Source organism: Limnohabitans sp., assembly GCF_036804465.1.
In the GTDB taxonomy this organism is placed as follows: Bacteria; Pseudomonadota; Gammaproteobacteria; order Burkholderiales; family Burkholderiaceae_C; genus Limnohabitans.
The window spans coordinates 47,896-70,612 of the sequence record NZ_DAIRSK010000007.1 but is presented as its reverse complement, the minus strand read 5'-3'; the positions used below and the strand labels follow the sequence as shown (position 1 = coordinate 70,612).

Sequence of the window (22,717 nt, the reverse complement as noted above, 5' to 3'; positions counted from 1 at the left end):
TTTTATTCCTTACACGCGGTCAATAATCTTCTCGCCGAACAAGCCTTGTGGACGCACCAACAAAAAGCCCAAAGCCAGCACATACGCAAACCAAATTTCAATGCCGCCGCCCACATAAGGGCCGAGGAACACTTCAGATAATTTTTCTCCCACACCAATGATGAGGCCGCCAATGATGGCGCCAGGCACGGAGGTCAAGCCACCCAAAATCACCACTGGCAAAGCACGCAGTGCAACTGTGGAGAGTGAGAACTGCACACCCAACTTGGAGCCCCAAATCATGCCGGCCACCAAAGCCACCACACCGGCCACGCACCACACAATGACCCAAATGCGGTTGAGTGGAATACCAATGGACTGAGCGGCTTGGTGATCATCTGCCACCGCCCGCAGAGCACGACCGGTGGTGGTTTTTTGGAAGAACACGCTGAGCAAAGCGACCAAGGTGGCGGCAATCAAGGCTGCCACCAAGTCTTCTTGGTTGATCATGATGCCGCCATCAAAGGTGGACTGCATGAGCATCAAGGGCTCTTTGGGCATGCCCACATCGATCTTGTAAATGTCGCTGCCAAAGATGGTTTGGCCCACGCCGTCCAAAAAGTAAGTGATGCCCAAAGTGGCCATCAACAAGGTGGTGCCTTCTTGATTGACCAAGTGACGCAACACCAAGTACTCGATGATCCAAGCCACCACAAACATCACGGCAGCGGCGCCTAAAAAGGCCAGCAGGTTCACCAACACAAAGTGCGTGATGCCAAAGTACTGAGGAATCCATTCGCCAAAGCGGGCCATGGCCAACGCAGCAAACAACACCATCGCACCTTGCGCAAAGTTGAACACGCCAGAGGCTTTGTAAATCAGCACGAAGCCCAGAGCCACGAGCGAATACAACATGCCGGCCATGAGGCCGCCGAAAAGGGTTTCAAGAAAAAATGCCATGTTCTTGTCCTTAGTGTGAAGTGCCGAGGTAAGCGCTGATGACTTCCTCGTTGTTGCGCACCTCTTCGGGTGTGCCGTCGCCGATTTTTTTGCCGTAGTCGAGTACGACCACGCGATCAGAAATGTCCATCACCACGCCCATGTCGTGTTCGATCAACACAATGGTGGTGCCAAATTCGTCGTTCACATCCAAGATGAAGCGACACATGTCTTGCTTCTCTTCCACGTTCATGCCAGCCATAGGCTCGTCGAGCAACAACACTTCGGGCTCTAGCGCCAGCGCGCGGCCGAGGTCGACGCGCTTTTGCAAGCCGTAGGGCAACTGGCCCACGGGCGTTTTACGAAAGGCTTGAATTTCTAGGAAGTCAATGATGTGCTCGACTTTTTCACGGTGCATCATTTCTTCTTTTTCAGCAGGGCCAATGCGCAGGGCTTGCAGCAAGATGTTGCTCTTCATACGCAGGTTGCGCCCCGTCATGATGTTGTCGAGCACGCTCATGCCCTTGAACAAGGCCAAGTTTTGAAAGGTGCGTGCAATGCCCATGGTGGCCACTTGGTGGCTGTCCATGTGGCTAAAGGTTTGACCACGAAAGGTGATGGAGCCTTCTTGCGGCGTGTACACACCGTTGATGCAGTTGAGCATCGAGCTTTTGCCCGCGCCGTTGGGGCCAATGATGGCGCGCACTTCGTGCTCTTTGACGTTGAAGGAAATGTCGCTCAGCGCCTTGACGCCGCCGAAACGCAAGCTGATGTTGTTGACGTCAAGGATGACGTCGCCTATTTTTTTGCTCATGCTGCTTTCCCCACAGGCGCGAAAATTTTGGCATCCGACAACTTGAGCGTGGCGCTCACGCTGCCGGTGCGACCGTCTTCAAACTTCACCACGGTTTCAATGAATTGCTCGGTGGCGCCGTTGTACAGCGCGCCCACCAAGGCGTCGTATTTATCCTTGATAAAGCCACGACGCACTTTGTTGGTTCGCGTGAGTTCGCCGTCATCCGCATCGAGCTCTTTGTGCAGCACGAGGAAGCGGCTCACTTGGCTGCCAGCCAACAGTTCGTCAGCGGCCAAATCGGCGTTGACTTTCTCGACGCACTCTTTGATCAACTGATACACCTCTGGCTTTTGCGCCAAGTCGGTGTAACCGGCATAGGGTAAGTTGCGTCGCTCAGCCCAGTTACCCACGGCGTCCATGTCGATGTTGATCATCACGCACACCTTGTCGCGCTGGTCGCCATAAGCCACCACTTCTTTGATGTGCGGGAAGAACTTGAGCTTGTTCTCGACGTACTTGGGCGCAAACATGGCACCGTCGTTGATGCCGCCTTTGATGCGGCCCACGTCTTTGACGCGGTCGATGATTTTCAAATGGCCATTGGCATCGATGAAGCCCGCGTCGCTGGTGTGGTACCAACCATCGGCGGTGAGCACTTCGGCGGTAGCCGCCTCGTTTTTGTAATAGCCTTTGAGCAAGCCGGGCGACTTGACCAAGATTTCGCCGTTATCGGCCACCTTGATTTCCACACCAGCGCAGGGCACGCCCACGGTGTCGGCGCGGGCTTCGTGGTCGGGCTGCAAGCAGACGAACACGGCTGTTTCTGTGGAGCCATACAGCTGTTTCAAGTTCACGCCAATGGCGCGGTAAAAGCTAAACAGATCAGGCCCAATCGCCTCGCCTGCGGTGTAGGCCACGCGCACACGGCTCATGCCCAAGTTGTTGCGCAAGGGGCCGTAAACCAAGAGGTCGCCTAGGCCATACAGCACGCTGCCCACCAAGCCGATGGATTGGCCCGACATTTTGCTGGGGCCGTATTTGCGCGCCACGTCCATGAAGAAATGAAACATGCCGCGCTTGGGTGCACTGGCGTCTTCCATACGAATCATCACCATGGTGAGCAAGCCCTCAAAGACGCGCGGAGGGGCAAAGTAATAAGTGGGGCCCACCTCTTTCAAGTCGATGGTGACGGTGGCCACCGACTCGGGGCAGTTCACCACATAGCCGCAATACAGCCACTGGGCGTAGCTGAAAATGTTTTGTCCGATCCACGCCGGTGGCAAATAGGCCAACACCTCTTCGTGTGAGGTGAGCTTGTCAAACACAGCACCCGCTTCGGCGCGGTTGATGAGCGAGTTGTGGGTATGCACCACGCCTTTGGGGTTGCCTGTGGTGCCGGAGGTGAAGAACATGGCACCCACATCATCGGTGTGCGCTTTGTCAACTTCGTTTTCAAAGAAATCGGGATGTTGCTTGGCAAATACGGCGCCCGCTGCCAACAGCTCTTCGAGAGAAGCCAAGCCTGGTTCGTCGTATTTGCGCAGGCCCCGTGGGTCGTCAAAAAAGATGTGGGAGATTTGGGGACATTGCTCGCGAATCTCAAGCAATTTGTCGACCTGCTCTTGGTCTTCCACCACGCAAAACCGCACCTCGGCATTGTTGAGCGGAAACACGCACTCGGCACCCGCCGCGTCTTGGTACAAGGGGATGGGGACAGCGCCCAACGATTGCGCGGCCAGCATGGTGGCATACAGACGAGGACGATTCGAGCCAATCACCACCAAGTGCTCGCCGCGTTTCAGGCCTGCTTGGTGCAAGCCGCAGGCCATATGCGTCACCATGGCAGCCATGTCGGCCCATGTGGTGGTCTGCCAAATGCCGTATTCCTTCTCGCGCATGGCAGGCGCTGAGGGGCGCTCGCTGGCATGCTTGAGTAACAGTCGTGGGAACGTGGTCTGCATTCCTGATCCTTGCGTTGTGTGTCGACAAAATACCGTGACGCCCAGATGACGCCCTGAGGGTGTTGGCGCGATCCTAAAAGCTGGTTTGACGCCAAGTTGTCGTTTCGACGACAATCTAGGGAAGACACCTAGCAGGACTTACCCGAGCCTGACGCGTCGCACCGGAGCTCCCAAGATGTCAACAGCACCCAGCGTCTACCAACGTCGTCGCGCGCTCACGGAACAAGAGCTCACGCTGATTCCGTGGTTTGCTTTGCTCAAAGACAGTGAACGCAAGCGCGTGGAATCACAACTGGTGGTGAGCGACCCCATGTCTGGCGACTACGTGTGCCGCGTGGGACGCCAAGCGACGTATTGGTTTGGTGTGGTGGAGGGCTTGCTGAAGATGAGCACGGACAGCGCGAGTGGCCGCAGCATCACATTCACCGGTGTGCCGCCAGGTGGTTGGTTTGGTGAAGGCACCGTCATCAAGCGCGAGAGCTACCGCTACAACATCATGGCTTTGCGCAACAGCGTGGTGGCCGGTTTGCCTATCGATACTTTTCATTGGCTGCTCGACAACTCGATTGGTTTTAACCGCTTCGTGATGAACCAACTCAATGAGCGTTTGGCGCAGTTCATTGAGGCGCGTGAAATTGACCGCTCCACCGATCCCGATGTGCGTGTGGCGCGCAACTTGGCTGCTTTGTTTAACCCTCGTTTGTTTCCCGGTGTGGGCGAGGTGTTGCGCATCACCCAACAAGAGTTGGCCTACCTTGTTGGGCTCTCACGCCAGCGCGTGAACGTGGCGCTGAATCGACTGGAAGCACAGGGCGCGATTCGTATTGAATACGGTGGCATGCGGGTGCTTGACCTTGCCGCGTTGCGCACCAGCGGCAATTAGAATTTGCCGCTTATGTCAGACACCCCCACAGAACTCACCCGCCTCAACAAACGCATGGCCGAGCTCGGCCTGTGCTCTCGCCGCGAGGCCGATGCTTGGATAGAACAAGGCTGGGTGCTGGTCAACGGCCGCCCTGCTGAAATGGGCGTGAAGGTAGCCCCGAACGACCGTGTGGAAATTGACCCACGCGCCACGGGCCACCAAGACACACAAGTCACTGTGCTGCTGCACAAGCCCATGGGCTATGTGAGCGGGCAAGCCGAAGACGGGCATGAGCCAGCCATTGTGCTGATCAACCCGCGCACGCATTGGGCGGGCGACTCGTCCAAGCGACGCTTCACGCCCACACAGTTGCGCAGCCTTGCGCCTTCGGGCCGACTCGACATCGACTCCACAGGCTTGTTGGTGATGACGCAAGACGGCCGCGTTGCACGCCAGCTGATTGGCGAAGACTCGGAGATGGAAAAAGAATATTTGGTACGCGTGACCTACACCGGCCAAGAAAACACCGCCGCGGCCACCGCCGCATCGGCCACGTATGGCGGCAGAGCCAACCAACTCAGCGCGATCGGTGACCACGACCGCGTGACCAACAACGTGCAAGCTGTGTTTCCAAAAGACCAACTCGACCGCTTGCGCCACGGCCTCAGCTTGGACGGCAAGCCACTCAAGCGTGCCCAAGTGGAATGGCAAAACCCTGAGCAACTTCGCTTTGTCCTGACCGAGGGCAAAAAGCGCCAAATTCGCCGCATGTGCGAGCAAGTCGGGCTTCAGGTCGTGGGCCTCAAGCGCATCCGCATTGGGCACGTCCAACTGGGGCAGCTGCCCGCTGGGCAGTGGCGTTACTTGGGTGCCCATGAGCGCTTTTAGTGCGTGCCCATAAGCGCTTTTAGTGCGCACCCATGAGCGCTTTTGTGCGCACCCATGCCCCGCTCATGTGTCCCTCTTGAAATTCAGGCCAGTGCCCCACACCTTGGGGCGTTGTTTTTTGTAATTTAGTTTTTTAAGACCATGACCAAACAAACCCATTCTTTCCAAGCCGAAGTGTCGCAACTGCTGCACCTCGTGACTCATTCCTTGTATTCCAACAAAGAAATCTTCTTACGCGAGCTGGTGTCCAACGCGTCAGATGCGTGTGACAAGCTGCGCTACGAAGGCCTGAACAACGATGCCTTGTTTGAAGGCAACGCAGAGTTGGAAGTACGCGTGAGCTTTGACAAAGACGCCCGCACCCTGACGATTGCCGACAACGGCATTGGCATGAGCCAAGAAGATGCCATTGCGCACCTGGGCACGATTGCCAAGAGCGGCACGCGCGAGTTCATGGGCAAACTCAGTGGCGACCAAAAGAGCGATGCCAAAGACCAAGGCGCTTTGATTGGTCAATTTGGCGTGGGCTTTTATTCGGGCTATATCGTGGCCGACCGCATCACCGTCGAGTCCCGCCGCGCAGGCTTGAAAGCAGAGGAAGGCGTGCGCTGGAGCAGCACTGGCACGGGTGACTTTGAGGTGGAGACCATCACCCAAGCAGCGCGTGGCACCCACGTCATTTTGCATTTGCGCGACGATGCCGAGGAATACCTGAGCGCATGGAAGCTCAAATCAGTCATCAACAAATACTCAGATCACATTTCTTTGCCTATTCGCATGCGCAAGGAAGAATGGAAAGACGGCGAGCTCATTGAAGGTGACCCCTCCGGTGGTCGCCAACCCGGCGAAATGGTGCTGACCGACGAGTGGGAAACCATCAACCAAGCCAACGCGCTTTGGTCGCGTCCCAAGAAAGAGGTGAGCGACGAGCAGCACGCCGAGTTCTACAAACACATCAGCCACGACTTTGAGCCCCCCTTGGCCTGGAGCCACAACCGTGTGGAAGGCAGCACCGAGTACACCCAGCTGCTCTACATCCCTGGCAAAGCGCCAATGGACTTGTTCAACCGCGAAAAGAAAGCGGGCTTGAAGCTCTATGTCAAGCGTGTGTTCATCATGGACGACGCTGAGGCGCTGATGCCCTCTTACCTGCGCTTTGTCAAAGGCGTGGTGGACTCGGCCGATTTGCCGTTGAACGTGAGCCGCGAATTGCTGCAAGAAAGCCGCGATGTGAAAGCCATTCGGGAAGGCAACACCCGCCGCGTGTTGGCGGTGCTTGAAGACTTGGCCAAATACGACAAAGCGCCTGTGGCGGGTGATGATGGCGTGACTGACGCGACAACCGAAGGTGTCACTGACGTTCTGAGCGACGAAGACAAAGCCAAGCAAGGCAAGTTCAGCCAGTTCTACGCCGAGTTTGGCGCTGTGCTCAAAGAAGGTCTTGGCGAAGACTTTGCCAACAAAGACAAGCTGGCCAAGCTGCTGCGCTTTGCCAGCACCCGCACCGACAGCGTGAGCGTGTCATTTGCCGACTACAAGGCGCGCATGAAAGAAGGCCAAGAGGCCATCTACTACATCACCGCTGACACCTTGGCCGCAGCCAAAAACAGCCCGCAACTGGAGGTGTTCCGCAAGAAGGGCATCGAGGTGTTGCTGATGACTGACCGCGTGGACGAGTGGGCCTTGAACTTTGTGCAAGAGTTTGATGGCACAGCCCTGCAATCTGTGGCCAAAGGCGCGGTGGACTTGGGGTCGTTACAAGACGACGCCGAAAAGGAGGCGGCGCAGGCGTCGGCAGAGACTTTCAAGCCCGTGCTGGCCAAGCTCAAAGAGGCCCTCAAAGACAAGGCTGAAGACGTGCGCGTGACCACTCGCCTGGTTGACTCACCCGCCTGCTTGGTGGTGAAAGACCATGGCATGTCGATGCAACTGGCTCGCATGCTCAAGCAAGCAGGCCAGCAAGCGCCAGAGACCAAGCCCATTTTGGAAGTGAACGCCGACCACCCCTTGGTGAAAAAACTCAGCGCAGATGCCAACCCCCACTTCAACGATTTGGCGCACATCTTGTTTGACCAAGCTTTGTTGGCTGAAGGCGGTCTCCCTGAGGACCCTGCCGCCTATGTGAAACGGGTGAACGCACTCTTGGTGTAAAACAGTGTCCATGACACACATGGACACCCCCCACCCCTCCCCTTTATCAAATGAGGTCTTGAAGGCTGACACGCATGTGTTGGCCTTTGACGTTTTTGGCACGGTGGTGGACTGGCACGGCAGCATCGTGCGCGAAATGCAAGCGCTCTACCCTGCAGTCGATGGCAATGCTTTCGCACTGGCCTGGCGCGCAGGCTATCAGCCAGCCATGCAACGCGTGCGTTCTGGCGAATTGGGTTGGATACGCATTGATGAGTTGCACCGCATTATTTTGAATGGCTTGCTTGCTCAGTTTGGTTTGGCGCATTTGAATGAGGCTGAGCGGGTGCACCTCAATCGTGTTTGGCACCGACTGGATGCGTGGCCTGACAGTGTGGCGGGCTTGCAGCGCTTGAAAAAGAAATTCACGATTTGTAGCTTATCCAACGGTAACTTGGGGCTGCTCACCAACATGGCGAAGCGCGCGGGTCTTCCTTGGGATTGCGTGCTGTCGGCTGAAGTTTTTCGTGCCTACAAACCCGATCCTTACGCCTATCTGGGCGTGGCTCAGGTATTTGATTTGCCACCACATCAAGTCATGCTGTGCGCTGCGCATCAAGACGATCTTGTGGGCGCACGGGCATGTGGTTTGCGTACCGCCTACATTGAGCGCCCGATGGAGTTTGGCGCAGGCCAGGTCAAAGACGTGTCGCCACACCCAGACAATGATTTACATGCGCATGACATCTGTGCCTTGGCGGATTTGTTGGGCTGCTAAACGCAAAGCGGCTCTTGCAGCATGGCTTCGCACTGTTCCACCAACATGTGTGTTTGGCCAGCCCAATAGTCGCTGCTGCCAAACCATGAGAAATGCTGCACGAACGCAGGGTCGTCTTTGCGCCTCGCCAACCAAGCGCTGTAATGAATCAAGCGCAAGGTACGCAAGGGTTCGATCAAGGCCAGCTCGCTGCGGTTGAGCGCTCGCATCTGTTCGTAACCATCCAACAACATCGACAGCTGGTGTGTGCATTGCGCACGATCACCGCTCAGCAGCATCCATAGATCTTGTACTGCGGGGCCCATACGTGCATCGTCCAAGTCCACAAAGTGCGGGCCACCGTTGGCTAAATCGGTGGGTGTCCACAAGATGTTGCCAGGGTGGCAGTCGCCATGCAGCCGGATGGGGTGCGCAGGATGCTCTGCAAAGATCTGCGTCGCGATGTCAATGGCTTGGTTGCAGACCGCTAACCATTCGCTGCGTTGATCCAGCGCGACGACTTGGTGGTCGATCAACCAGTCGCGTGACGCCATCGCAAAGGTGCGCACATTCAAACTAGGACGCGCTACAAAGTTTTGTGCAGCCCCCACGTTATGAATGCGTGCAATAAAGCGGCCGATCCACTCCAACACTTCTGCATCGTCTAGCTCTGGCATGCGGCCACCGCGTCGCGGACTCACGCTGAAGGCAAAGCCTGCGGCGTGGTGCAAGGTTTTGCCATGAAGGCGCATGGGCCCCACCAAGGGCACTTCTTGCGCCATCAACGCTTCGGCGAAGTCGTGCTCTTCCAAAATTTGGTCATCGCGCCAACGCTCAGGCCGATAGAACTTGGCCACCACCGAGCTGTTGTCGTCCAACATGACTTGGTACACGCGGTTTTCATAGGAGCTCAAGGCTGTGAGCCGTCCGTCGACCGCCAGTCCGAGGTCAGACAAAGCGTCCAGCACCACATCGGGTGTGAGTGTGGCGTAGGCGTGTTGCTTGGGAACCTCGTCAAACACCCCAGACAACCTCTTTGTCTTGTGCATGGGCGCGGCGCAACATGTCGACAAAGGGCACGACGCGCTGCTTGAGACGAATGGTGCCTGGCGTATCGCTCACGTGAGGTGTTGGGTCCTCTGGCGCATTGGCGTGGGTCGTTTGATTTGCAGCATCTTGGGCGGCCTTGATGGCCAACTCCTCTCGCGCCACGGCCGCATGCAATGCGTCAATGGCCGCCATCATTTCGCTTGGCATGATGATGCCTTTGGCGCCAGGATCTTTGCTAATGAGCTGGAGGATGTGTTTGCCATGGGGCTCCAACATGATGATGTCGGCTGTGGCTTTGGATTTGAATTTGTACAACATGCTTTCATTGTGCGCTCTTGTGTTGCGCGGTCAAGGCGGCTTGAATCTTAGGGGTTCAACAACGAATCAACGGCTGCATGAAATGCCTCGGGTCGTTCATACATCAGCCAGTGCCCTGCATCGGGCACCACCGTGAAGCTGGCCATGCTCGGTAGCACTTGGGGTATTTGCGCCAGTGTGTGTGTGTAGAGCGGATCTAATTCACCCCACACACCGTGCACCGGACAAGCCCAGTGTGTTTGTGCTTTGGCCAAGACATCGGTGCGCGCAATACGCCTGCGGCGCATGCGATCGCGCACCACGTTGGCCTCTTGCAAGTCAATCACCTCTTCTGTCACGCTCTGTGCATGCGCAAACATCATGGCGTTCAGGTTGTGCTTGTGCACGTTTCGGATCTCAGCGGGATCCATATCACTTGTCATGCCGCGCATAGGCAGCTCTTTGCCAAACAAGCCCAAACCCGGTGCACCCACCAAAATCAGTTGTCGAATGATGTGAGGGTGCTGGGCAGCCATTAAACCAGCGGTCATGCCTCCGAAAGAAAAGCCCATGACATCCACCGCTTCGTGCGCGAAGGTTTGCGTCAGAATTTCCGCCAGATAAGGCACGAGCCCGTCAGCATCCGTCACGCCCGTTGGCAGATCAGAGTCGCCAAAGCCCGGAATATCCAACGCCCACACGGGCCGCGTTTGAGCAAAGTGCTCAACGTTTCGTACCCAATGTGTCCAGCTGCCTGAGCCACCGTGCAGCAGCACAAGGGGTCTCGGTGCGTTTGACAAGGCTGAAGTACGCTGTGGGTTTTGTGCATCGCCCTGCGCGGCGCCCCAAACATGCCAAACAACTTTCCCCCAAGCATAGGTCTGTTGTAAGCGTTGTGAATGCGCCTCGACTGTGCTGATTTCCATGTGTGAACCTTCCCAAGTAAAACGCCCACTGAATAAATTCAGCGGGCGTTTTAAAGTGGTTGCGCGAGTAGGATTTGAACCTACGACCTTTGGGTTATGAGCCCAACGAGCTACCAGGCTGCTCCATCGCGCGTCAAGAGGATTAGTATAACCTATTAAGCGGCTGTTTCAGTAGAAGAAGCCTCAGAAACTTCTGGACGATCGACGAGTTCAACATAAGCCATCGGTGCGTTATCACCCACACGAAAACCCATTTTCAAAATGCGTGTGTAACCACCTGGACGTGTCTTGAAACGAGGACCCAAATCATTGAACAACTTGACCACGCTGTCACGATCGCGCAAACGATCAAATGCCAAGCGGCGATTGGCAACGGTTGGCTCTTTGGCCAAGGTGATCATCGGCTCGATGACGCGACGCAACTCCTTGGCTTTTGGCAAGGTGGTTTTGATGGCTTCGTGCTCGATGAGTGAATTCATCATGTTGCGCAACATCGCCAAACGATGTGAGCTGGTGCGGTTAAGTTTGCGAAGTCCGTGTCCGTGACGCATGGTGATTTCCTTTGATGTTTTGCCGGCCGCCGTATCAGGTACGGCCAGGGGACTTTAAAAAGTCAGTGGTTTTAAAAAATTAGCGACGCTCTAAGCCAGCAGGTGGCCAGCTTTCGAGCTTCATGCCCAAGGTCAAACCACGAGAAGCCAAAACTTCTTTGATTTCATTGAGCGACTTACGACCCAAGTTAGGTGTCTTGAGCAGTTCGTTTTCAGTGCGCTGAATCAGGTCACCGATGTAATAGATGTTTTCAGCTTTCAAGCAATTGGCTGAGCGCACCGTCAACTCCAACTCGTCCACGGGACGCAGCAAGATGGGGTCAAACTGTTGGCCGCCACGTGGGGCAGCAGCTTCCATGATGCCGTTGATGGCATCGCCTTCTAACTGTGCAAATACAGCGAGTTGTTCAACCAAAATCTTGGACGAAGCGCGCACTGCGTCTTCAGCAGTGATGGCACCGTTGGTTTCGATTTCCATGACCAAACGGTCGAGGTCCGTGCGTTGCTCCACGCGCGCGTTTTCGACGCTGTAGCTGACGCGGCTGACGGGCGAAAAAGCAGCGTCCAACACAATGCGACCAATCGACTTGCTTGGCTCTTCGCCGTAACGACGCACAGTACCTGGCACATAGCCGCGACCTGTTTCAACTTTGAGTTGAATGTCGATCTTGCCGCCGTGCGACAAGTTGGCAATCACATGCTCAGGGTTGATGATCTCAACATCGTGAGGTACTTGGATGTCAGCAGCTGTCACAGCGCCTTCACCGTCTTTGCGCAAGCTCAGCGTGACTTCATCGCGGTTGTGCATTTTGAACACAACGCCTTTGAGGTTCAACAAAATGTTGACCACATCTTCTTGCACGCCGTCAATCGACGAGTACTCATGCACCACGCCAGCGATGGTGACTTCGGTCACGGCATAGCCAACCATGGAAGAAAGCAAAACGCGACGCAAGGCATTGCCCAAGGTGTGACCATAGCCACGCTCAAACGGCTCCAAGGTGACCTTGGCGCGGTTATGTCCCAGTTGCTCGACGTGAATATTTTTTGGTTTCAGCAAATTCGTTTGCATTCAGATTTCCTATCAATACCCCCGGCTCGTTACACCGGTAAGGCTGGGTTTCTGGACCACGCAGCGCGAGCAGTCTGCGTGGGGTGCGTTAGGTTGAAAACTTCAACCAGGATTAACGCGAGTAAAGTTCGACGATCAAAGATTCGTTGATGTCCGCAGCGAATTCGTCACGGTCGGGGGTCTTCTTGAACACGCCTTCCGCTTTGTCGAGGTTGACCTCAACCCAAGCAGGCATGCCCACTTGTTTGGCCAACTCGAGCGCTTCCAACACGCGACCTTGCTTTTTAGACTTTTCACGCACAGCGACCACGTCACCCGCTTTGACCAAGTAAGAAGCAATGTTGACTTGGTGACCGTTCACGGTGATGGCCTTGTGAGACACCAACTGACGAGCTTCCGCACGCGTTGAACCAAAGCCCATGCGATACACCACGTTGTCTAAACGCGTTTCCAAAATGGTCAACAGGTTTGCGCCGGTGTTGCCTTTTTGGCGATCAGCCGCTGCAAAGTAGCGACGGAACTGGCGCTCCAAGACGCCGTACATGCGTTTGACTTTTTGCTTTTCACGCAATTGCAAACCGAAGTCTGAGGTGCGCTGTCCAGAAGTGCGGCCATGTTGGCCTGGCTTGCTGTCAAATTTGCACTTGTCGCTGATCGAGCGACGAGCGCTCTTTAGGAACAAGTCTGTGCCTTCACGGCGGGAGAGTTTGGCCTTGGGGCCTAGGTAACGTGCCACTTGAATTTCCTTATCTAATCAGCTGCTCGCTAGAAGCGAGGAGCCGCTGGGGGTTGGCCAGCGGCGGTGGGCTTGTGGTTAACCGTAAAGAAGCGATAAACGCTTAGATACGACGACGCTTTTGTGGACGGCAGCCGTTGTGCGGCACAGGTGTCACGTCAGCGATCGAGTTGATGCGAATTCCCAATGCGGCCAAAGCACGCACCGAAGATTCACGGCCAGGACCTGGACCTTTGATCTCAACATCAAGGTTCTTGATGCCTTGATCAACGGCAGCGCGGCCCGCAACTTCAGAAGCAACTTGTGCTGCAAAAGGTGTGGACTTGCGTGAGCCCTTGAAACCTTGACCACCCGATGATGCCCAAGACAAGGCATTGCCTTGGCGGTCAGTGATGGTGATGATGGTGTTGTTGAACGAAGCGTGAACGTGCGCGATGCCGTCCGCAATGTTCTTACGAACCTTTTTACGTACGCGTGAAGCTGCGCCGCTTGGAGATTTAGCCATTGTTCAGTCCTATTATTTCTTCAACGACTGGGCTGCTTTACGCGGACCCTTACGTGTACGAGCGTTGGTACGCGTACGTTGACCACGCATAGGAAGACCACGACGATGACGGAAACCGCGGTAACAACCAATGTCCATCAAACGCTTGATGTTCATGGTGGTCTCGCGACGCAAGTCACCTTCAATCGTGAATTCAGCGATCTGGTCACGGATCTTTTCGAGGTCCGAGTCAGTCAGATCTTTGATCTTCTTTGTGTAATCAATGCCAGTTGCTTCGCAAATTTTGCGAGCGCGTGTGCGACCAATACCAAAAATAGCGGTGAGGCCAATTTCAGTGTGTTTGTGTGGCGGAATATTAATGCCAGCGATACGTGCCATATGCGTCCTCTTTAAAGCAGTTCAATCAACCTTGACGCTGTTTGTGGCGTGGATCTGTACAGATCACACGAACCACGCCCTTGCGGCGGATGATTTTGCAGTTGCGGCAAATTTTTTTGACCGAAGCCGAAACTCTCATTTCACTCTCCTAAAACTCATTTCATTTCACAGCCACAGTGGCAACGAAACACGATTTTTTAAATTGGCCCGTTAGAGCGTTGTTTTGAAACTTGCTTTTTTCAACAGCGAGTCATATTGTTGGCTCATCATGTAGTTCTGCACTTGGGCCATAAAGTCCATGGTGACCACCACAATAATCAGCAACGATGTTCCGCCGAAGTAAAAAGGCACGTTGTATTTCAGAATCAAAAACTCAGGTAACAAGCACACAAAGGTGATGTACACAGCGCCCGCAAGCGTGAGTCGAACAAGAATTTTGTCAATGTATTTGGCTGTTTGATCGCCTGGACGAATACCAGGAATAAACGCACCACTCTTTTTCAAATTATCAGCAGTGTCTCGGCTATTGAAAACCAAAGCCGTATAAAAGAAGCAGAAAAACACAATGGCTGCGGCATACAACATCACATAGACAGGTTGTCCGGGTGCGAGTGCAGCTGAAATATCTTTGAGCCAACTCATGCTGTCGCCTGTGCTGAACCAACTCACCACGGTTGCAGGCAACAAAATGATGGAAGAAGCAAAGATGGGAGGAATAACGCCTGCCATGTTCAACTTCAATGGCAAGTGAGACGATTGCCCACCGTAAACTTTGTTGCCCACTTGGCGACGCGCGTAGTTCACCAAAATTTTGCGTTGGCCTCGCTCCACAAACACCACGAAGTAAGTGACCAATGCCACCACGATCACAATGAGGATGGCGGCCAAAATACTCATGGCACCCGTGCGCACCAACTCCAGCAAGCCACCAATTGAGCCTGGCAAGCCTGCGGCGATGCCAGCAAAGATCAAAATTGAGATGCCGTTACCCAAACCACGCTCTGTGATTTGCTCACCCAACCACATCAAAAACATGGTGCCTGCGGTCAAGCTGATCATGGCCGTCATGCGAAAGCCAAAACCTGGTGTATTCACCAAGCCAGCCGAAGCCTCTAAGGCCATGGCAATGCCCATGGATTGGAACATCGCCAAGCCCAAGGTGCCGTAACGGGTGTATTGCGTGATTTTGCGGCGACCTGTTTCACCTTCTTTTTTGAGCTGCTCCAAAGAGGGCAGCACATAGGTGAGCAACTGCATGATGATCGATGCAGAAATGTAGGGCATGATGCCCAACGCAAACACCGTGAAGCGCGACAACGCACCGCCGGAGAACATGTTGAACAAGCTCAGGATACCGCCCTGCTGACCTTTGAAGAGTTGTTGCAACTCGTCTGGGTTGATACCGGGCACAGGAATGTGCGCGCCCACGCGGTAGACCACCAAGGCGAGCAGCAAGAAGACCAGCCGGCGACGCAGGTCGCCGAACTTGTCGTTGTTACCGATCGATGCAGAGGTAGTTGCCACGGGCCGTTGTTCCTGTTGAATGAGATTACTCGACCGAGCCGCCAGCGGCTTCGATAGCAGCCTTGGCGCCAGCGGTAGCACCGATGCCATTGAGCTTGACAGCCGTTGTCAATTCGCCAGTCTTCACAACTTTGACGACGCGAGCGATGGAGGCCACGAGGCCAGCGGCCTTCAGTGTCAACATATTCACTTCTGCAGCGCCGAGTTGTTGCAAGTCAGCCAAGGTGACTTCATCGTTGTATTTCAGGGTGGTGGACTTGAAGCCGCGCTTAGGCAAGCGACGCTGCAAAGGCATTTGACCGCCTTCGAAACCAACTTTGTGGTAGCCGCCTGAACGTGACTTTTGACCTTTGTGGCCACGACCAGCAGTCTTGCCGAGACCTGAGCCGATACCGCGTCCCACACGGCGCTTGGCGTGTTTCGCGCCAGGTGCGTGGGTGATGTTATTGAGTTCCATGTTCAACCTTTACAGCACTTTGACCAGATAGCTGATCTTGTTAATCATGCCGCGCACTGCTGGCGTGTCTTGCAACTCGCTCACAGAATTGAGTTTGCGCAAGCCCAGGCCACGGACGGTGGCGCGGTGCGATTCTTTGGTGCCAATTGGGCTACGCACCAATTGGATCTTCACAGTTTGAGGGGTAGTCATTGAATGCTCCGAGATTAAGCGAAGATTTCTTCGATGTTTTTGCCACGCTTAGCCGCCACTTCTGAAGGCGTCGTGGAATTGCTCAAAGCATCCAAGGTTGCGCGGACCATGTTGTATGGGTTAGAGGTGCCATGGCTTTTTGCCACGATGTCAGTGATACCCATCACTTCGAACACAGCGCGCATCGGACCGCCTGCAATGATGCCCGTGCCCTTGGGTGCAGGAATCATCATGACGTTTGCAGCACCGTGACGGCCGTGCACCTTGTGGTGAATCGTGCCGTTTTTCAAGGTGACTTTGGTCATGTTGCGACGGGCTTCTTCCATCGCTTTTTGCACAGCAGCTGGCACTTCTTTCGACTTGCCTTTGCCCATGCCCACGCGACCATCGCCGTCACCCACCACAGTCAAAGCTGCAAAACCGAGAATACGGCCGCCCTTAACCACTTTGGTGACGCGGTTCACCGCAATCATTTTTTCGCGGAGGCCGTCTTCTGGACCGTCACCCTGCGCTTTAGCTTGAAATTTAGCCATGTGTAATTTCCAATCCGATTAGAACTGCAAGCCAGCTTCGCGGGCTGCGTCGGCCAAGGCCTTGACGCGGCCGTGGTAAGCAAAACCTGAACGGTCAAATGCGACTTTTTCGACGCCCGCTTTTTTTGCCTTCTCAGCGATCAGCTTGCCGATCACTTGCGCTGCATTGACGTTGCCGCCTTTGCCAACGGCGCCGAGTTGCTGGCGCACATCGGCTTGGGCGGAGGATGCTGTCGCCACAACCTTGGTGCCGCAAGCGGAAACCACAGTTGCATAGATGTGCAAGTTGGTGCGGTTCACCATCAAACGTGCAACGCCTTGGTTGGCGATGCGGATACGCGTTTGACGTGCCCGGCGGAGTCGCTGCTCTTTTTTGGTCAACATGTTGCAGCTCCTTATTTCTTCTTGGTCTCTTTGATCGTGATCTTCTCATCCGAATAACGGATGCCCTTGCCTTTGTAAGGCTCTGGGGGGCGAATTGCACGAATCTCAGCGGCCACTTGGCCCACGCGTTGACGGTCAGCACCTTTGATGATGATTTCCGTCGCGGCAGGCGTTTCAACCTTGATGCCCTCAGGCATTTCTTTGTTCACGGGGTGCGAGTAACCGACAGCCAAGTTCAACTTAGAACCTTGAGCAGCGGCTTTGTAACCCACACCGACCAAGAGCAGCTTCTTCTCGAAGCCTTTGGTCACACCGGTCACCATGTTGTTGACCAACTGGCGCAATGTGCCGCTCATGGCGTTTGCTTCACGCGAATCATCCACCGGGGCGAAAGTGACTTGACCGGCTTCGTTGACTACCTTCACCAATGGGTGAGCAGTCACCGACAGCGTACCGCCGGAACCCTTCACACTGATTTGGGCACTATTGATAGACACGTCCACACCTTGGGGGACGGTCACAGGCATTTTTCCTACTCGGGACATTTCAGTCTTTCCTTTAGGCTGCGGTTAAGCGACGTAGCACAACACTTCGCCACCGACACCGGTAGCGCGTGCTTTGCGGTCAGTCATCACACCCTGGGGTGTTGTGACAATTGCAACACCCATGCCGTTCATGACTTGGGGGATAGCGCCGCAGCCTTTGTAAACGCGCAAGCCAGGACGGCTCACACGCTCAATGCGTTCGATCACTGGACGACCTGCGTAGTACTTGAGAGTGATCTCAAGCTCAGTCTTGCCAGCGTCTTGTTTAATTTGAAAACCGTCGATGTAGCCTTCGTCTTTCAGCACTTGCGCGATGGCGATCTTCACTTTGGAAGAAGGCACCATCACAGTGGGCTTGGCCACCATTTGCGCGTTGCGGATGCGAGTCAGCAAGTCGGCGATTGGATCACTCATGCTCATATTGAATCTCCTGCCTATTACCAGCTGGCTTTAGTGATGCCGGGAATGTTGCCTTGGAAGGCTAATTCACGAATCTTGGCGCGGCCAAGGCCGAATTGGCGGAATGTGCCACGTGGACGACCTGTGATCGCACAACGGTTACGTTGGCGCGTGGGGTTCGCGTTACGTGGCAGCTTTTGCAAACCCAAACGGGCAGCTGCGCGCTCTTCATCGCTACGCTTGAAGTCTGTGGCGATGGCCTTCAACTCTGCGTGCTTAGCGGCATACTTTGCGACCAGACGGTCACGCTTGAGCTCGCGCTCGATCAATGCTTGTTTAGCCACGTGCCACCTCTGTCTTGAATGGGAATCGGAAGCCTGCGAGGAGCGCTTTGCACTCTTCGTCGGTCTTTGCCGTTGTGGTGATGCTGATGTTGAGGCCGCGCAGCGCGTCGACTTTGTCGTACTCAATCTCAGGGAAGATGATTTGTTCTTTGACGCCGATGTTGTAGTTACCACGGCCATCGAAAGCGCGAACTGAGATGCCACGGAAGTCACGAACGCGGGGCAGCGCCACGGTCACGAAACGATCGAGGAATTCATACATCTGAACGCCGCGCAAAGTCACCATGCAACCAATCGGCTGACCTTCACGGATTTTGAAACCCGCGATCGCTTTTTTGGCCTTGGTCACCACAGGCTTTTGGCCTGCAATTTTGGTCAGGTCGCTCACCGCGTTGTCCATGACTTTTTTATCAGCCACCGCCTCGCTCACACCCATGTTCAACGTGATTTTGGTCAAACGTGGAACTTGCATGGGCGATGTGTAGCCAAACTTTTCTATCAGCTCAGCCGCTACTTTTTCACGGTAATGTTGTTGGAGTCGTGCCATATTTATGCCGCCTTGATTTCTTCGCCGCTGGACTTGTAGACGCGCACTTTGCCGCCGTCAGCCAGGACTTTGATGCCAACACGATCAGCCTTGCCCGTGGCAGCATTGAAAATGGCCACGTTGGACTGATGGATGGGCATTGTTTTTTCAACGATGCCGCCTTGCGTGCCAGCCATTGGGTTTGGCTTGGTGTGTTTTTTCACCAAGTTGATGCCATCGACCAGCAAGTGGCTGTCGTCTTTGCGCAGCGACACGACGCCACGCTTGCCTTTGTCACGCCCAGTAAGGATGATGACTTGGTCGCCTTTGCGAATCTTGTTCATGGTGAGTCCTTACAGAACTTCTGGAGCCAATGACACGATCTTCATGAACTTCTCAGTGCGCAACTCGCGCGTCACTGGGCCGAAGATACGGGTGCCGATAGGCTCCAACTTTGCATTGAGCAACACTGCTGCGTTGCCATCGAATTTAACGAGCGAACCGTCGCCACGGCGAATGCCTTTGGCAGTACGGACCACCACAGCGCTGTACACCTCGCCTTTTTTGACGCGGCCACGCGGAGCGGCTTCTTTGATGCTCACTTTGATGATGTCGCCCACGCTTGCATAGCGACGCTTAGAACCGCCGAGCACCTTGATGCACAAAACGGACTTCGCACCGGTGTTGTCAGCGACATCTAACCGTGTTTCAGTTTGGATCATTTCAATATTTCCCAACTTGCATCAGTCTTGGCATCACTCACCCTTGTAGGCAAGCCATGCATCCAACCAATCAGTCTTGGGCCCGTCATCCACATCGCAAACCACTCGCAATGCTTCAACTTGGGGCAGATAAACCCCGCTTTTTTAGCGGAGCCGCAAATTATGCCATACCTTTTTAGGCTGCGTCAAACTATTTTTCCGATTCTTTTGAGATTCACCGACAATTCGGGCATGTCTCACCCCTCCAACCCCTCTCAAACCCTTGCCTTCATTGGTGGCGGCAACATGGCGAGTGCCATCATTGGCGGCTTAATCAAGCAAGGCACCCCATTCCATGACATTTGTGTGGTCGAGCCTTTTGAAGAGGCCCGCCAGCGCCTGCAGTCCCAGTTTGCCGTGCGTGTTTTGCCCACAGCCGACGCCTCGTTGGCTTCGGCCGGACTGGTTATTTGGGCGGTCAAACCCCAAACTTTCAAAGAAGCCGCCCTCCACACCCGTGCTTTTTGCCCCAACGCACTGCACCTGAGTGTGGCTGCGGGCATTCGCAGTGACAGCATCGCCAATTGGCTGGGCACGGACCGCGTGGTGCGCGCCATGCCCAACACGCCCGCGCTTGTGGGTTTAGGTCAAACGGGCTTGTTTGCACGCGCCAGCGTCACAGCAATGGACAAAGCATGGGTTGAACAAGTGGTGACCACCACAGGTGCGTTGCTGTGGGTGCAAGAAGAACCCCTGCTTGACGCAGTCACTGCGCTGTCTGGCTCTGGTCCCGCCTATGTGTTTTACTTTATAGAGGCCATGGTGGAAGCGGGCGTGAAGATGGGTTTGACGCCCGAGCAAGCCACGCAACTGGCCATTGGCACGTTTGAAGGCGCATCGCAACTGGCTAAAGCTGCCAACGAGTCGCCGTCTGTGCTGCGCGAACGCGTGACCTCCAAAGGCGGCACCACTTACGCGGCAATCACTTCCATGCAAAACGCACATCTGGCCGAGCTTTTTCAATCCGCTTTGCAAGCCGCGCAACACCGAGCGCAAGCGCTAGGTGATGAGTTTGGGGCTTAAATCCCCACAACTAGTGCGACAATAGCCGAGTTGAAATTGAATACCTTTGAATCCATGAACCAACTTCTGATTTCTCTTTTGTGTGTCACCGCGCTGAACTTGCCATTGACCGCGAGTGCGCAAGCGCCTGCCATGCCCGTTGCCCCCGCCGCGCAACCGGATCAAGGCGCGACCAATCCCGCAAACGCCGACAAAGCCACCCCTGCCAAGGCAGACAAAAAGTCCACCAAGGCCAAGAAAAAGAAACTGAAAAAGAAAAAACCTAAAAAGGCCAAAACTCAGTCAGCCGCGCGCTGAGCGCCCCATGTCAACGCGCGGCGTAACCCAAGGCAATGCCAGCAAACACCGTGGCACCCAGCCAATGGTTTGAGCGAAAAGCCCTGAAGCAGCCGTCGCGCGAACGGTCCATGATCAGCAAAAAATGCCACACCGCTTGCAATCCCGCCAAGCACAAGGCCAAGGTCCAATGCCAACCTAATTTTTCTGGCTCTAGCAACCCGTACCAACCGCACAAATAAACCGCGTAAAACGCCATGATGGCCGACACATCATGGCGGCCCAAGGTGATGGCTGAGGTCTTCATGCCAATGCGCAAATCGTCGTCGCGATCCACCATCGCGTACTCGGTGTCATAGGCCAGCACCCAAAACAAATTGAACAACATCAAGCCCCATGCCTGCATGGGCACTGCGTCACTCAAGGCTTGCAGGCTCAGTGCTTGCCAGGATGTGTCGGCACTCCCCACGGCCACAAACGCCAAGGGGATGCCAAAGCTAAATGCCACGCCCAGCACCGCTTGCGGCATCGACACATGGCGTTTGGCATAGGGATAGATCAAGGTCATTGCCAAACCCGCAATCGACCACACCATGGTGGCGGGGTTGGTGGTGAGCACCAAGCCAAACGCGGCCAAGGCCAGCACAGCGCCCACCAACAAGGCCTCGCGTACAGACACCGCACCGCGCGTCACAGGACGCTCTGCCGTGCGTTTGACGTGACGGTCAAACTCACGATCAGCCACATCGTTGATGCAGCAGCCTGCGCTGCGCATGAGGATGGTGCCCAACACAAACACTGTCAGCAAATGCCACCCTGGCCAGCCTTGCGCAGCCACCCAAAGCGCCGAGAGCGATGGCCACAGCAACAACAGCCAACCTGCGGGTCGATTCCAGCGGATGAGGTCTAAATAAAGTGTCAAGCGTTCGCGCATGCAAGGCCCCTCAAGACAAACGTTTCACGCCAGGCAACTCACAACCATAAATGGCGTTGCGCAACGCAGCAATTGCCTCGTAGCGCGTGAAACTGCGGCGCCATGCCAACACCACACGCCGCGTGGGTGGCTCACCGCCTTTGTCGTCGGCGATGGGCAAGTAGCGCACGTAGGTTTCTTCGCTTTTCTTGCGCTTGGCCTGGGTGTTGAGCGCCTCTTTGGGCACACTCAAACGCGGCACCAAGGTCACCCCCATGCCGGCGGCCACCATGTGCTTGATGGTCTCTAGGGACGAGCCCTCAAAGCTTTTTTGAATCCCCTCGGCATTGCTGGAAAAACGCGCGAACTCGGGGCACACCTCCAGCACATGGTCGCGAAAACAATGACCATTACCCAGCAGCAACATGGTTTCGTTTTTGAGCTCATCCGCACTCACTTGCTGCAAAGCAGCCAAGCGATGGTTGCTAGGTACCGCGGCCATGAACGGCTCGTCGTACAAAGGCGCAGTCGCGAGGCCTGTGTCTGGAAAGGGTTCCGCCAAGATGGCGCAGTCAATCTCGCCGGTGCGCAACATTTCCAGCAACTTGACGGTGAAGTTTTCTTGCAACATCAGCGGCATTTGCGGCGTTTTAGAGATGGCTTGGCGCACCAAGCTTGGCAACAAATAAGGGCCAATCGTGTAGATCACACCCAACTTCAGCGGACCCGCCAGCGGGTCTTTGCCGCGCTTGGCAATTTCTTTGATGTTGGCCGCTTGCTCCAACACACTTTGGGCTTGGCGAATGATTTCCTCGCCCAAGGACGTGACGGCCACTTCGTTGGCACTGCGCTCAAACAACTTGACGTCCAGCTCTTCTTCGAGTTTTTTGATCGCCACAGACAACGTGGGCTGCGACACAAAGCAAGCCTCAGCCGCACGGCCAAAGTGCTTCTCGCGGGCCACGGCCACGATGTATTTGAGTTCGGTGAGGGTCATGTTCGTTTCTAAG

Annotated in this window: 31 protein-coding genes and 1 tRNA gene; 6 read left to right on the top strand and 26 right to left on the bottom strand. The window is 55.2% G+C overall.

All coding sequences use genetic code 11. The features are described from left to right. Positions 1–9: 9 nt before the first annotated feature. From V7Q41_RS05365 to V7Q41_RS05355, 3 genes are read right to left on the bottom strand one after another with little or no spacing between them, the layout of a single operon-like run. Positions 10–939 (bottom strand): branched-chain amino acid ABC transporter permease, encoded by a 930-nt coding sequence (locus tag V7Q41_RS05365; protein ID WP_333843896.1) that lies wholly within the window; start codon positions 937–939, stop codon positions 10–12. Positions 940–949: 10 nt separating this feature from the next. Continuing rightward, the gene (locus V7Q41_RS05360; protein ID WP_333843893.1) at positions 950–1,732 is read right to left on the bottom strand and encodes an ABC transporter ATP-binding protein; all 783 of its coding nucleotides are present in this window, start codon (positions 1,730–1,732) and stop codon (positions 950–952) included. After that, positions 1,729–3,675, bottom strand: a complete 1,947-nt coding sequence (locus tag V7Q41_RS05355; RefSeq protein WP_333843891.1) for an AMP-dependent synthetase/ligase — start codon at positions 3,673–3,675, stop codon at positions 1,729–1,731. The genes V7Q41_RS05360 and V7Q41_RS05355 overlap by 4 nt, the downstream gene beginning before the upstream one ends. A 175-nt stretch (positions 3,676–3,850) precedes the next feature. On the opposite strand from V7Q41_RS05355, the gene V7Q41_RS05350 reads away from it, so the two are divergent. The 4 genes from V7Q41_RS05350 (at position 3,851) to V7Q41_RS05335 (ending at position 8,336) form a co-directional block, all read left to right on the top strand. Next, positions 3,851–4,558 (top strand): Crp/Fnr family transcriptional regulator, encoded by a 708-nt coding sequence (locus V7Q41_RS05350; RefSeq protein ID WP_333843887.1) that lies wholly within the window; start codon positions 3,851–3,853, stop codon positions 4,556–4,558. A gap of 12 nt (positions 4,559–4,570) precedes the next feature. Next, entirely contained in the window at positions 4,571–5,428 is an 858-nt protein-coding gene (locus V7Q41_RS05345) for a pseudouridine synthase (protein ID WP_333843884.1), read from the top strand. 141 nt (positions 5,429–5,569) lie between these two features. After that, positions 5,570–7,579 (top strand): molecular chaperone HtpG, encoded by a 2,010-nt coding sequence (htpG, locus tag V7Q41_RS05340; protein WP_333843882.1) that lies wholly within the window; start codon positions 5,570–5,572, stop codon positions 7,577–7,579. 19 nt (positions 7,580–7,598) lie between these two features. Further along, positions 7,599–8,336 (top strand): haloacid dehalogenase type II, encoded by a 738-nt coding sequence (locus V7Q41_RS05335; RefSeq protein ID WP_333843879.1) that lies wholly within the window; start codon positions 7,599–7,601, stop codon positions 8,334–8,336. On the opposite strand, the gene V7Q41_RS05330 is transcribed toward V7Q41_RS05335, so the two are convergent. From V7Q41_RS05330 to rplN, 21 genes are all read right to left on the bottom strand, one after another. Further along, positions 8,333–9,364: a serine/threonine protein kinase gene (locus V7Q41_RS05330; RefSeq protein ID WP_333843876.1), complete on the bottom strand. Its 1,032-nt coding sequence runs from the start codon at positions 9,362–9,364 to the stop codon at positions 8,333–8,335. The two genes, V7Q41_RS05335 and V7Q41_RS05330, sit on opposite strands and share 4 nt — an antisense overlap. Beyond that, positions 9,330–9,683 (bottom strand): DUF1840 domain-containing protein, encoded by a 354-nt coding sequence (locus V7Q41_RS05325; protein WP_333843874.1) that lies wholly within the window; start codon positions 9,681–9,683, stop codon positions 9,330–9,332. Before V7Q41_RS05325 ends, V7Q41_RS05330 begins: the two co-directional genes overlap by 35 nt. A 47-nt stretch (positions 9,684–9,730) precedes the next feature. Beyond that, positions 9,731–10,588 (bottom strand): alpha/beta fold hydrolase, encoded by an 858-nt coding sequence (locus tag V7Q41_RS05320; RefSeq protein ID WP_333843872.1) that lies wholly within the window; start codon positions 10,586–10,588, stop codon positions 9,731–9,733. A 56-nt stretch (positions 10,589–10,644) separates the two neighbouring features. Continuing rightward, positions 10,645–10,721 (bottom strand) — tRNA-Met (locus tag V7Q41_RS05315). A 22-nt stretch (positions 10,722–10,743) separates the two neighbouring features. Beyond that, positions 10,744–11,139 carry a 50S ribosomal protein L17 gene (rplQ, locus tag V7Q41_RS05310; protein ID WP_333843868.1) on the bottom strand — a complete coding sequence of 132 codons (396 nt, stop codon included), beginning with the start codon at positions 11,137–11,139 and terminating at the stop codon, positions 10,744–10,746. Positions 11,140–11,218: 79 nt separating this feature from the next. Then, positions 11,219–12,211 carry a DNA-directed RNA polymerase subunit alpha gene (locus V7Q41_RS05305; protein WP_333843864.1) on the bottom strand — a complete coding sequence of 331 codons (993 nt, stop codon included), beginning with the start codon at positions 12,209–12,211 and terminating at the stop codon, positions 11,219–11,221. A 112-nt stretch (positions 12,212–12,323) separates the two neighbouring features. Continuing rightward, complete coding sequence (rpsD, locus tag V7Q41_RS05300) at positions 12,324–12,947, bottom strand: 30S ribosomal protein S4 (RefSeq protein ID WP_333843861.1); 624 nt, start codon at positions 12,945–12,947, stop codon at positions 12,324–12,326. 103 nt (positions 12,948–13,050) lie between these two features. Then, positions 13,051–13,452, bottom strand: a complete 402-nt coding sequence (rpsK, locus tag V7Q41_RS05295) for a 30S ribosomal protein S11 (RefSeq protein WP_100133809.1) — start codon at positions 13,450–13,452, stop codon at positions 13,051–13,053. Between the two features lie 12 nt (positions 13,453–13,464). Continuing rightward, on the bottom strand, positions 13,465–13,830 hold the full coding sequence (rpsM, locus tag V7Q41_RS05290) for a 30S ribosomal protein S13 (protein ID WP_310613754.1): 366 nt from the start codon (positions 13,828–13,830) through the stop codon (positions 13,465–13,467). Between the two features lie 25 nt (positions 13,831–13,855). Further along, positions 13,856–13,969 (bottom strand): 50S ribosomal protein L36, encoded by a 114-nt coding sequence (gene rpmJ, locus V7Q41_RS05285; RefSeq protein ID WP_011481465.1) that lies wholly within the window; start codon positions 13,967–13,969, stop codon positions 13,856–13,858. Positions 13,970–14,040: 71 nt separating this feature from the next. Beyond that, positions 14,041–15,354, bottom strand: a complete 1,314-nt coding sequence (gene secY, locus V7Q41_RS05280) for a preprotein translocase subunit SecY (protein ID WP_333843806.1) — start codon at positions 15,352–15,354, stop codon at positions 14,041–14,043. A 25-nt stretch (positions 15,355–15,379) separates the two neighbouring features. After that, positions 15,380–15,811, bottom strand: coding sequence for a 50S ribosomal protein L15 (gene rplO, locus V7Q41_RS05275; protein WP_310613752.1), 432 nt, complete (start codon positions 15,809–15,811; stop codon positions 15,380–15,382). A 9-nt stretch (positions 15,812–15,820) separates the two neighbouring features. Continuing rightward, complete coding sequence (gene rpmD, locus V7Q41_RS05270) at positions 15,821–16,003, bottom strand: 50S ribosomal protein L30 (protein ID WP_104796730.1); 183 nt, start codon at positions 16,001–16,003, stop codon at positions 15,821–15,823. Between the two features lie 14 nt (positions 16,004–16,017). Next, positions 16,018–16,536, bottom strand: coding sequence for a 30S ribosomal protein S5 (rpsE, locus tag V7Q41_RS05265; protein WP_310626903.1), 519 nt, complete (start codon positions 16,534–16,536; stop codon positions 16,018–16,020). An 18-nt stretch (positions 16,537–16,554) separates the two neighbouring features. Beyond that, complete coding sequence (rplR, locus tag V7Q41_RS05260) at positions 16,555–16,920, bottom strand: 50S ribosomal protein L18 (protein ID WP_333843791.1); 366 nt, start codon at positions 16,918–16,920, stop codon at positions 16,555–16,557. Positions 16,921–16,931: 11 nt separating this feature from the next. Continuing rightward, the gene (gene rplF, locus V7Q41_RS05255; RefSeq protein ID WP_333843789.1) at positions 16,932–17,465 is read right to left on the bottom strand and encodes a 50S ribosomal protein L6; all 534 of its coding nucleotides are present in this window, start codon (positions 17,463–17,465) and stop codon (positions 16,932–16,934) included. Between the two features lie 24 nt (positions 17,466–17,489). After that, positions 17,490–17,885, bottom strand: coding sequence for a 30S ribosomal protein S8 (gene rpsH / locus V7Q41_RS05250; protein WP_333843787.1), 396 nt, complete (start codon positions 17,883–17,885; stop codon positions 17,490–17,492). A gap of 17 nt (positions 17,886–17,902) precedes the next feature. After that, complete coding sequence (gene rpsN, locus V7Q41_RS05245; RefSeq protein WP_108360242.1) at positions 17,903–18,208, bottom strand: 30S ribosomal protein S14; 306 nt, start codon at positions 18,206–18,208, stop codon at positions 17,903–17,905. Beyond that, a complete protein-coding gene (rplE, locus tag V7Q41_RS05240; RefSeq protein ID WP_333843781.1) occupies positions 18,201–18,755 on the bottom strand; it encodes a 50S ribosomal protein L5 in 555 nt (184 codons plus the stop codon). The genes rpsN and rplE overlap by 8 nt, the downstream gene beginning before the upstream one ends. Before the next feature lie 2 nt (positions 18,756–18,757). Beyond that, complete coding sequence (rplX, locus tag V7Q41_RS05235; protein ID WP_333843778.1) at positions 18,758–19,078, bottom strand: 50S ribosomal protein L24; 321 nt, start codon at positions 19,076–19,078, stop codon at positions 18,758–18,760. 9 nt (positions 19,079–19,087) lie between these two features. After that, positions 19,088–19,456 carry a 50S ribosomal protein L14 gene (gene rplN / locus V7Q41_RS05230; protein ID WP_053172537.1) on the bottom strand — a complete coding sequence of 123 codons (369 nt, stop codon included), beginning with the start codon at positions 19,454–19,456 and terminating at the stop codon, positions 19,088–19,090. A 231-nt stretch (positions 19,457–19,687) separates the two neighbouring features. On the opposite strand from rplN, the gene proC reads away from it, so the two are divergent. Together proC and V7Q41_RS05220 are read left to right on the top strand one after the other, a co-directional pair. Next, a complete protein-coding gene (gene proC / locus V7Q41_RS05225; protein WP_333843763.1) occupies positions 19,688–20,518 on the top strand; it encodes a pyrroline-5-carboxylate reductase in 831 nt (276 codons plus the stop codon). A gap of 54 nt (positions 20,519–20,572) precedes the next feature. Further along, entirely contained in the window at positions 20,573–20,815 is a 243-nt protein-coding gene (locus V7Q41_RS05220) for a signal peptidase (RefSeq protein WP_333843760.1), read from the top strand. A gap of 10 nt (positions 20,816–20,825) precedes the next feature. Here V7Q41_RS05220 and V7Q41_RS05215 read toward each other — a convergent pair whose 3' ends face one another. Both V7Q41_RS05215 and V7Q41_RS05210 read right to left on the bottom strand, forming a co-directional pair. After that, a complete protein-coding gene (locus tag V7Q41_RS05215; RefSeq protein WP_333843757.1) occupies positions 20,826–21,728 on the bottom strand; it encodes a 4-hydroxybenzoate octaprenyltransferase in 903 nt (300 codons plus the stop codon). Between the two features lie 10 nt (positions 21,729–21,738). After that, positions 21,739–22,704, bottom strand: coding sequence for a LysR substrate-binding domain-containing protein (locus V7Q41_RS05210; RefSeq protein WP_333843754.1), 966 nt, complete (start codon positions 22,702–22,704; stop codon positions 21,739–21,741). Positions 22,705–22,717: the final 13 nt, after the last annotated feature.